The organism is Yinghuangia soli (assembly GCF_021502675.1).
Classification (GTDB): domain Bacteria; phylum Actinomycetota; class Actinomycetes; order Streptomycetales; family Streptomycetaceae; genus Yinghuangia; species Yinghuangia soli.
The window spans coordinates 53,610-62,574 of sequence record NZ_JAKFHA010000038.1; the positions used below are offsets into that span (position 1 = coordinate 53,610).

General features: G+C 71.4%; 8 protein-coding genes. 2 read left to right on the top strand and 6 right to left on the bottom strand.

Annotation, left to right across the window (positions count from 1 at the left end; all coding sequences use genetic code 11):
- Positions 1-101: 101 nt before the first annotated feature.
- From LZ495_RS36895 to LZ495_RS36905, 3 genes are all read right to left on the bottom strand, one after another.
- Positions 102-1,238, bottom strand: coding sequence for a prenyltransferase/squalene oxidase repeat-containing protein (locus LZ495_RS36895; protein ID WP_235057532.1), 1,137 nt, complete (start codon positions 1,236-1,238; stop codon positions 102-104).
- Positions 1,235-1,969, bottom strand: coding sequence for a class I SAM-dependent methyltransferase (locus LZ495_RS36900; protein WP_235057533.1), 735 nt, complete (start codon positions 1,967-1,969; stop codon positions 1,235-1,237). Before LZ495_RS36900 ends, LZ495_RS36895 begins: the two co-directional genes overlap by 4 nt.
- 136 nt (positions 1,970-2,105) lie before the next feature.
- Positions 2,106-3,452, bottom strand: a complete 1,347-nt coding sequence (locus LZ495_RS36905) for a glycosyltransferase family 4 protein (protein ID WP_235057534.1) — start codon at positions 3,450-3,452, stop codon at positions 2,106-2,108.
- A 150-nt stretch (positions 3,453-3,602) separates the two neighbouring features.
- On the opposite strand from LZ495_RS36905, the gene LZ495_RS36910 reads away from it, so the two are divergent.
- Entirely contained in the window at positions 3,603-4,277 is a 675-nt protein-coding gene (locus tag LZ495_RS36910; RefSeq protein ID WP_235057535.1) for a TetR family transcriptional regulator, read from the top strand.
- Between the two features lie 98 nt (positions 4,278-4,375).
- Here the strand turns inward: LZ495_RS36910 and LZ495_RS36915 are convergent, their stop codons facing one another.
- Positions 4,376-4,606, bottom strand: coding sequence for a ferredoxin (locus tag LZ495_RS36915; protein WP_235057536.1), 231 nt, complete (start codon positions 4,604-4,606; stop codon positions 4,376-4,378).
- A 104-nt stretch (positions 4,607-4,710) separates the two neighbouring features.
- Positions 4,711-6,171 carry an aldehyde dehydrogenase gene (locus tag LZ495_RS36920; RefSeq protein WP_235057537.1) on the bottom strand — a complete coding sequence of 487 codons (1,461 nt, stop codon included), beginning with the start codon at positions 6,169-6,171 and terminating at the stop codon, positions 4,711-4,713.
- Positions 6,172-6,447: 276 nt separating this feature from the next.
- On the opposite strand from LZ495_RS36920, the gene LZ495_RS36925 reads away from it, so the two are divergent.
- The gene (locus LZ495_RS36925; RefSeq protein WP_235057538.1) at positions 6,448-7,506 is read left to right on the top strand and encodes an MBL fold metallo-hydrolase; all 1,059 of its coding nucleotides are present in this window, start codon (positions 6,448-6,450) and stop codon (positions 7,504-7,506) included.
- Positions 7,507-7,564: 58 nt separating this feature from the next.
- On the opposite strand, the gene LZ495_RS36930 is transcribed toward LZ495_RS36925, so the two are convergent.
- Entirely contained in the window at positions 7,565-8,710 is a 1,146-nt protein-coding gene (locus tag LZ495_RS36930; protein ID WP_235057539.1) for a steroid 3-ketoacyl-CoA thiolase, read from the bottom strand.
- Positions 8,711-8,965: the final 255 nt, after the last annotated feature.

Below are 8,965 nucleotides of genomic sequence, written 5' to 3' on the forward strand. Positions count from 1 at the left end.
ACGCGCCGCAATGTGCCGCCCCACACGCTCGGACGGGGCCGCACGCACCGGCGGGCGGGCCCGAAAACCGGGACCGCCCGCCGCCGTTCTTCCCGCACTGCTCAGCCGCGGGGCTCCACGCACAGGTCGGAGCCGCAGCGGACGTCGGAGGGGGCCATGCCGACCGGCAGGCCGGTCTCCGCGTAGCCGCTCTCGCCGCCGAAGACCGTGGTGGTGGCCGGCTCGCCGCCGAGCACCGCGGTGGCCAGGATCATCGCGCCCGCGGTCCACGCGGTGCGCTCCTCGGGCCAGATCGCGTCGTCCTCGAAGACGTAGCCGGTCCAGTAGAGGCCGTCATCGTGGCGCAGCCGCTGCACCCACGAGACGATCTCGACGGCCCGGTCGCTCTGCCCCAGCGCCCACAGGGCGATGGCGAGTTCGCAGCTCTCCGCACCGGTCACCCAGGGGCGGTCCGAGACGCAGCGGGCGCCGAGCCCCGGGACGACGAAGGTGTCCCAGTGGTCGGCGATGCGCTGCTCGGCGGCCTCGCCGCGGAGCGCGGTGCCGAGTATCGGGTAGTACCAGTCCATCGAGTAGCGGTTCTTGTCGAGGAACCGCTCGGGGTGCGACACGACAGCGTGGCCGAGGCGGCCGGTGGCGAGCTCCCAGTCCGGCTGCGGTTCGCCGAGGTGGTCGGCGACCGCGAGGGCGCAGCGCAGCGCCTGGTACATGCTGGACGAGCCGGTGAGCAGCGCGTCGGGGACCGCGGTGCCGTCCGCCTCGCGCTTCCAGCGGATCTCGCCGCCGGGCGCCTGCAGGTCGAGGATGAACTGCGTGGCGCTCTTCAGGTGCGGCCACATGCGGACGAGGAACTCCTCGTCGCCGGTGAGCAGATGGTGGTGCCAGAGGCCGACCGCGAGGTACGCGGTGAAGTTGGCCTCCTTGTTGTGGTCGGTGACCTTGCCGTCGACGTACGCGGCGTACCAGGACCCGTCCGGGTTCTGCCGGGACGCCAGCCAGCGGTAGGCGCGTTCGGCCAGGTCGTGGCGGCCGGCGAGGTCGAGGGCCATGGCGGCTTCGGTGTGGTCCCAGGGGTCCAGGTGCCCGCCGACGAACCACGGGATCGACCCGTCCGGACGCTGGATCGAGGCGATGCCGTCGATCGTCCGGGCGATCTGATCGACCGTCAGGACCCCGTCCAGTGCCAGGAGTTCGAGCGACTCCCGACCTGTGCCCCCGTGGGCCCCAAGGCGCGTCATGCCGCAGCCCCGGCGGTCTCGCGGGGCTTGGTCGCGTACACCACGAAGCTCTTGCCGATCAGCGGGTTGAGCGCCTTCTCGGCCCAGCGCGTGGTGCGCGGCGCCTTCATGATGTCCCAGACCAGGAGCTTGTGGTACATGCGCACCGGCAGCGCCTTGTCGTTGTCGACGCCGACCGCGCACTTGATCCACCAGTACGGCGAGTGCAGCGCGTGCGTGAAGTGGTCCGCGTACGGCTCGAATCCGGCCGCCTCGACGCGCTCCACGAGCTCGTGGCCCTTGTAGATGCGGATGTGCCCGCCCTCGACCTCGTGGTACGCGTCGGACAGCGCCCAGCACACCTTCTCGGGCCCGTAGCGCGGCACCGTCATGGCGGCCAGGCCGCCCGGCTTGAGCACCCGGAAGATCTCGGCGAGCACGCCCTTGTCGTCCGGGATGTGCTCCAGCACCTCGGAGATGATCACCTTGTCGAAGCTGGCGTCCTCGAACGGCAGCGCGAGCGCATCGCCGACCAGCGCGGTCGCGGTGGCACCGGCCGGCACCTCGCCGCCCTCGGCCATCGCCGCGAACATCGCACCGACCTCGGCGATGTCCTTCTCGCTGCGGTCCAGCGCGACCACGTGCGCACCGCGCCGCAGGGCCTCGAACGAGTGACGGCCGCCGCCGGCGCCCAGGTCGAGGACCCGGTCTCCCGGCGCCAGCGGGAAGCGTGAGAAATCCACGGTGAGCAAGTCGGCGGCTCCGTCTCCTGTGCGGTACTGCGATGCGAAACACGGTGCGAAACGCGGTGCGGAAAGCTGGTCGGTGCGGCGGTTCCGGCGCGCGGCCCGGGGTGCGGGCCGCGGGCCCGTGCGGGGCGCCGCCGGGTCAGCCGGCGTGCATCGCCGCCCGGTAGCGCTCGGCGGTCTGCACCGCCGCGTTGCGCCACGTGAAGCGTTCGAGCACCCGGGCGCGGCCGTTCCGGGCGAGTCTGCCGCGCAGGGCGGGCTCGTCGAGCAGCCGTCCGATGGCCTTGCGCAGCGCCTCGGCGTCGCCGGGCGGCACCGCGAGGCAGGTCTCCCCGTCCGGGCCGGCCACCTCGGGTATGGCCCCGCCGGTGCTGGCCACCAGCGCGGTGCCGCAGGCCATGGCCTCGGCGGCGGGCAGCGAGAAACCCTCGTAGAGCGAGGGGACGCAGGCCACTTCGGCGCTGCGGATCAGGTCGACGAGCTCGGCGTCGGTGAGGTCGCTGACGAAGCGGACCGCACCGGCCAGGCCGAGCCGGTCGATGGCCTTCATGACCGGCCCGTCGGGGCGCGGCCTGCCGACCACCACGAGTTCGGCGTCCCGCTCGGTGCGCAGCTTGGCGAGCGCCTCGACCAGGAAGATCAGGCCCTTGAGCGGGACGTCGGCGCTGGCCGTGGTGACGATCCGGCCGGGCACCTTGGCGATCGCGTCGCTCGGCGAGAACAGGTCGGTGTCGGCGCCCACCGGGATGACGCTGATGCGGTCCGGGGCGACGCCGAGGTGCTCGATGATCTCGGCCTTCGAGGAGCCGGAGACGGTGACCACCTCGGGGAGGCGGGCCGAGACGCGCTTCTGCATGGTGGTGAAGCCGTACCAGCGGCGCAGCGTGAGCTTGCGGCGCAGCGTGGCGGCCTCGGCGATCTCCAGGGCCCGGTCCACGGTGATCGGGTGGTGGATCGTGGTGACCAGCGGGAAGCCCATGCGGGGCAGCGCGAGCTGGCCGTAGCCCAGGGTCTGGTTGTCGTGCACGACGTCGAACTCGGCGCGGCGGGCCTTGAGGTGCCGGGCGGCGCGCAGCGAGAACGTGAGGGGCTCGGGGAAGCCGGCGGTCAGCATGCCGCCGACCTCCAGCACGTCGATCCAGTCGCGGTACTCGCGCGGCCGGGGCAGCCGGAAGGGGTCCGGGTCGCGGTACAGGTCGAGGCTGGGAAGCTTGGTGAGCTTCACCGGGTTGCCGGGGACGTCGTCGACGACCGCGTAGGGCGGTCCGGTGATGACCTCGACGTGGTGGCCGAGCCGGGCAAGTTCACGCGACAGATGCCGGACGTACACGCCCTGGCCGCCGCAGAACGGGTCCCCGCGGTACGCCAGGAGGGCGATTCTGAGCGGCCGATCCGCAGAGGAAGGCGCGGCGGAGGCGCCGATTTCTGCGGCCTCCTCGGTCTTCCGTATCACGAATGGCCCCCTTCGACGCTCTTGGCGGAGCATAGTAGTCGCGTAATCTAGAACGAGTTTCAATATTGGCCCGTCGGAGACTGCAAGATACCGCCGGGCACCGGTCACACAGGCCCCCGCGTGACCCGTAACACACACCGGGGCCGTATCTGAAGTGCAGTCAGGTGAACTCCAGTGTCCGGCATGCCCAGGACGACGACAGACGGGCGGATGATGACGACGTACACCAAGGGCGCCGGCGCGCCTCTCACGGAGCGCCAGGAGGCCCGCAGACGCAGGATCCTGCGGGCCACGACCCGGCTCGCCGCGCAGGGCGGCTACGACGCCGTCCAGATGCGCGAGGTGGCCGAGATGTCCGAAGTGGCGCTCGGCACGCTGTACCGCTACTTCCCGTCCAAGGTGCACCTGCTGGTCGCGACCATGTACGACCAGCTGGAGCAGCTGGGCGGGCAGCTGCGCCGCAAGCCCAACAAGGGCCTGCCGCCGCGCGACCGGGTCGTGGACACGCTGCTGCGCGCGTTCCGCGGCATGCAGCGCGAGCCGCACCTGACCGAGGCCATGATGCGGGCCCTGCAGTTCGCGGACCGCTCGGTCTCGGCCGAGGTGGACGGGGTCAGCCGGATCACCACGCAGATGATCTACGAGGCCATCCACGAGGACCTGACGGTCGAGCCCGGCCCGGCCGAGCTCGCGGTGATCCGGGTGATCACGCACACCTGGCACTCGTCCCTGATCTCGTGGCTGAACGGCCGCGCCTCGATCGCCCAGGTGCGCCTGGACATCGAGACGGTCGCCCGGCTGATCCCCGAGGAGCCGGGCTCTGCGGACGAAGCAGGCGAAACGCAACATTCCGCATGACACGTGTCGAATCGGCTGCGCGCCGAGGGGCGGAACGCCGGGCCTGAGGCCCGCGGCGGTCCGCCCCTCGGCGTTTGCGGCCGGTCCGGCCGGCCCGGCTAGTCCGGCGGGAACAGCGTCGCGCCGGTCTCCGCGTCGAAGATGGAGATGGCCTCGACCGGGCAGCTCTCCGCGGCCTCCATGACCGCGTCGGAGGACGGCAGGATCTCCAGGCGCGGGTGCGACTGCCGGCCCGCGTCGAGCTTGAAGTCGTCCGGCGCGCTGCCGATGCACATGCCGGAGCCGATGCAGACGCTGCGGTCGACCTCGACGCGCCACTTGTCGCCCATGGGGGATGTCACCTCTTCGTTCGCGGTTCGCGGTTCTTGTACTGCACGGCTGCGGCACGGCACTTCGCGGTCCGGCGCGGACCGCGCCGGACCGCGCGCCGGGCTCAGGCCTCGCCGTAGCCCTTCGGCATGACGATCGACTTGCTCTCGACGTACGCCGACAGGCCCTCCAGGCCGAACTCGCGGCCGATGCCGGAGTTCTTGAAGCCGCCGAACGGGCCGTTGAAGTCCACCCCGTAGGTGTTCACCGAGTAGGTGCCGGTGCGCACCTGGCGGGCCACGCCGAGACCGCGTTCGACGTCCTCGGTCCAGACGCTGCCGGACAGGCCGTACTCCGAGTCGTTGGCGATCTTGACGGCCTCGGACTCGTCGCCGTACGGCAGCAGGCACACGACCGGGCCGAAGATCTCCTCGCGGGCCACCCGCATGGAGTTGTCCACGTCGCCGAACAGTGTGGGCTCGACGTACCAGCCGGTCGGCTGCGACGCCGGGCGGCCGCCGCCGACGAGCAGCTTGGCCCCCTCGTCCTGGGCGATCGCGATGTAGTCCAGCGAGCGCTGCCGCTGCCGGTCCGCGACCAGCGGGCCGACCTGGGTGGCCGGGTCCAGCGGGTCGCCGACCACGAGTTCGGAGACCCAGGCGGCGATGCGCTCGGAGATCTCGTCGTAGCGGCTGCGCGGGACCAGGATGCGGGTCTGCGAGACGCACGCCTGGCCGTTGTTCATGAAGGCGTTCGGCATCAGGCCGGGCACCGTGTGCTCCAGGTCGGCGTCCGGCAGGATGATCGCCGCGGACTTGCCGCCCAGTTCGAGGGTGACGCGGGTGAGGTTGCGGGCCGCGACCTCCATGATGCGCTTGCCGGCGTTGACCGAGCCGGTGAACGCGACCTTGTCGATGTCCGGGTGGCCGACGAGGTATTCGCTGACCTCGCGGTCCGCCGGGACGATGTTGAGCACGCCGTCCGGCAGCCCGGCGTCCTTGCAGATCTCGGCGAGGATGTACGCGTCGAGCGGGGTCTCCGGGGACGGCTTGAGGACCACCGTGCAGCCCGCGGCGAAGGCCGGGCCGAGCTTGGCCGCGGTGACGAACTGCGGGACGTTCCACGGCACCACGGCCGCGACGACGCCGACCGGCTCGCGGCGCACGATCAGCGGGTTGAGGACGCCGGCCCGGCTCTCCTCCCACTGGTAGGCGCGGGCCGTGTTGATGGCCGTGTCGTACAGCATCCCGGCGCCCATCGACTGGGCGAAGATGCTCCAGGAGTACGGCGAGCCGTTCTCCGAGCTGATGAGCTTGGCGATCTCGTCGTAGCGCGTCATGAACGCGTCCTTGATGCGCCCGACTATCTCCAGGCGCTCCTCGAGGGCCATGCGCGGCCACGGGCCCTCGTCGAAGGCCCGGCGGGCCGCGGCGACCGCGGCGTCCACGTCGGCCTTGGACGCGTGCGGCACGCGGCCGATGACCTGCTCGGTGTGCGGCGAGACGACCTCGATGACATCCGACCCGTGCGGGTCGACCAGGTTCCCGCCGATGAACAGTTGACCGTAGTCCAGCACGTCCGCCACCTGCTTCTCCGTAGGGCTCGGGCCTCGTAGTCCGCCGACGCGTGTGCATGCGTCTGCTGAGTAGAACAGATATCAGTTGCACGCGGCGGTAACAACGGAATCGGCGCATGAATGAGACTGGAGTCTCACCCGGAGTCCCACGCCGACCCTGCGCCCCGCCCGCCTCGTACGGGTGATCCCGGCTCGCCCCGGGCGAAATTGCTAGACCGCGTCAATTATATTGCGAAGGCGAAGCGTGCACCGTGCACCCAGTCGGGGAGGACGACCATGACGGCAATGGATTCTGACCAGGCGTCGACCCCGGTAGCGGCCACCGACCTCGGCGGCGGCGTGTGGACCATCCCGGTACCGATCCCGGACAACCCGCTGGGCTGGACCAACGTCTACGCCCTGGAGAGCCCCGCGGGCCCGGTCCTCGTCGACGCCGGCTGGGACGACCCGGCCTCGCTGGCCGCGCTCACCTCGGGCCTGGAGTCGATGGGCAGCTCGCTCTCCGCGGTGCACGGCGTCATCGCCACCCACAACCACCCCGACCACCACGGCCTGACGTACGCCGTGGTCGAGGCGTCCGGCGCCTGGGTGGCCATGCACGAGGCGGACGCCGCCCACGTCCACCTGATCAACACCGCGCCGCGCTCCCGCTGGCTCGAGCACCACCTCGGCGCACTGCGCGCCGCGGGCGCCCCCCAGGAAGCCGTCGACGCCCTCGCCGAGATGCGCAAGCCGTCCATGGAATCCGCGGTCATCAAGCCCAAGTTCCGCCTGCACACCCCGGACCGCTTCCTGGTGCACGGCGAGCTGGCCGACGTGGCGGGCCGCGACGTGCGGATCGTGTGGACGCCCGGCCACACCCCCGGGCACGTCTGCCTGCACCTCGAAGAGGGCATCGGCAGCGGCCCCGGACGCGCCGGCCGCCTCCTCTCCGGCGACCACCTGCTGCCGTCCATCACGCCGCATATCGGCCTCTACGACGACACCGAGGAAGCCGACCCCCTGGGCGACTTCCTCGCCTCCCTGGCCCGCGTCGCGGCACTCCCCGTCACCGGCGTCCTGCCCGCCCACAAGCACAACTTCACCGACGCCGCGGGGCGCGTCGACGAAATCGTCGCCTTCCACGAGCAGCGCCTCGGCACGCTCCTCGCGCGCCTGTCCACGCCGCTGACACTCTGGGAGATCGCGGTGGGCATGGACTGGAACCGCCCGTGGGAGCAACTCGGCCTGCAGAACCGCCAGATCGCGCTGAGCGAGGCGGCCGCCCACCTGCGCCACCTCGTCAAGCGCGGCCAGGCCGGCGCGGTGAACACCGACGACCCGATCCGCTACGGCGCAATCTGACACATACGGCCGGGGCGGGAGGGCACACGAACCCTCCCGCCCCGGACCGCACCGCCGATCAGATCCGCTGGATGATGGTGGCGGACGCCTGGCCGCCGCCCCCGCACATCGCGATGAGAGCGAACTCCTTGTCGGTCCGCTCCAGTTCGTGGAGCGCCGAGGTGATCAGCCGGGCCCCGGTGGCGCCCACCGGGTGCCCCAGGGCGATCGAGCCGCCGTTCACGTTCACCTTGGACATGTCGGCGGCGAACGTCCGCGTCCAGGCCAGCACCACCGCGGCGAACGCCTCGTTGACCTCGACCAGGTCGATGTCGTCCAGGCTCAGCCCGGACCGCCCCAGCACCGCGCGCGTCGCGGCGATCGATCCGTCCAGGTTCAGCGACGGGTCCGAGCCCACCAGCGCCTGCGCCGCGATCCTGGCCCGCGGGCGCATCCCCAGCGCGGTCGCGGACTTCTTCGAGGCCCACAGGATCGCCGCCGCACCATCCGACACCTGCGACGCGGTGCCCGCGGTGTGCACACCACCCGGCAGGATCGGACGCAGTGCCGAGAGCGCCTCGAACGACGTGTCCCGGACCCCCTCGTCCTCCTCCACCAGATGCCAGGCGTCGTCCCCCGCGGGGACCTTCACGCCGAACGTCTCGTGCTTGAAGCGGTGGTTGTTCCAGGCCTGCCGGGCGCGCTCCTGGGAGAGCAGCCCGAGGCCGTCCGCGGCCTCCCGCGAGATCCCGTACTTCCGCGCGATGCGCTCGGCGGCCTCGTACTGGCTCGGCAGGTCGATGTCCCACGCGTCCGGGTACGGGCTGCCGTCCTGCGCGCCGCTCGCGGTCCCCAGCGGCACGCGGCTCATCGACTCCACGCCGCAGGACACGCCCACGTCGATGACGCCGCCCGCGATGAGCCCGGCCACCAGGTGCGCCGCCTGCTGCCCCGACCCGCACTGCGCGTCGACGGTCGTCGACGCAGTGTCGTAGGGCAGCCCGGCCGCCAACCACGCATTCCGCGTCACATTGGCGCTCTGCTCGCCGGCCTGCGTCACGCAGCCGCCGACGACCTGCTCGACGATGTCGTCCTTGGCCCCGGAGCGGTCCAGCAGCTCGCGCAGGGTCTGCCCCAGCAGCTCGGTCGGATGGAGCCGGGAAAGGGTCCCCCCACGCTTCCCCACCGGGGTGCGTACTGCCTCGACGATGACGGGTTCGGCCATGACAGGTCCTTTCTTCGTGGAGGGTTTCTAACTCCGCGCCGACGACCCGCACAAGAGGTTGACAAGCTCCGAACTGTCATATCCAAATCACCACAAATAGTGCATTCCACTCCCCCATTCGCACACTTTGCGGCATTTGGCAGAGTCAATGACCATCCGTCAGAAACCCCGCCTCTCAAGGCAGTCCGCAACGCACGGAGGTGGGGGGGCGGCCGGGGGGGGGCCCCCCCGCCCCCCGGCCCGCGGGCCCCCGCC

Bases quoted from the DNA above. Each gene is read 5' to 3' on its own strand.
- LZ495_RS36895 (WP_235057532.1), bottom strand. From the start codon at position 1,238: ATGACGCGCCTTGGGGCCCACGGGGGCACAGGTCGGGAGTCGCTCGAA.
- LZ495_RS36905 (WP_235057534.1), bottom strand. From the start codon at position 3,452: ATGCTCCGCCAAGAGCGTCGAAGGGGGCCATTCGTGATACGGAAGACC.
- LZ495_RS36910 (WP_235057535.1), top strand. From the start codon at position 3,603: ATGCCCAGGACGACGACAGACGGGCGGATGATGACGACGTACACCAAG.
- LZ495_RS36915 (WP_235057536.1), bottom strand. From the start codon at position 4,606: ATGGGCGACAAGTGGCGCGTCGAGGTCGACCGCAGCGTCTGCATCGGC.
- LZ495_RS36925 (WP_235057538.1), top strand. From the start codon at position 6,448: ATGGATTCTGACCAGGCGTCGACCCCGGTAGCGGCCACCGACCTCGGC.
- LZ495_RS36930 (WP_235057539.1), bottom strand. From the start codon at position 8,710: ATGGCCGAACCCGTCATCGTCGAGGCAGTACGCACCCCGGTGGGGAAG.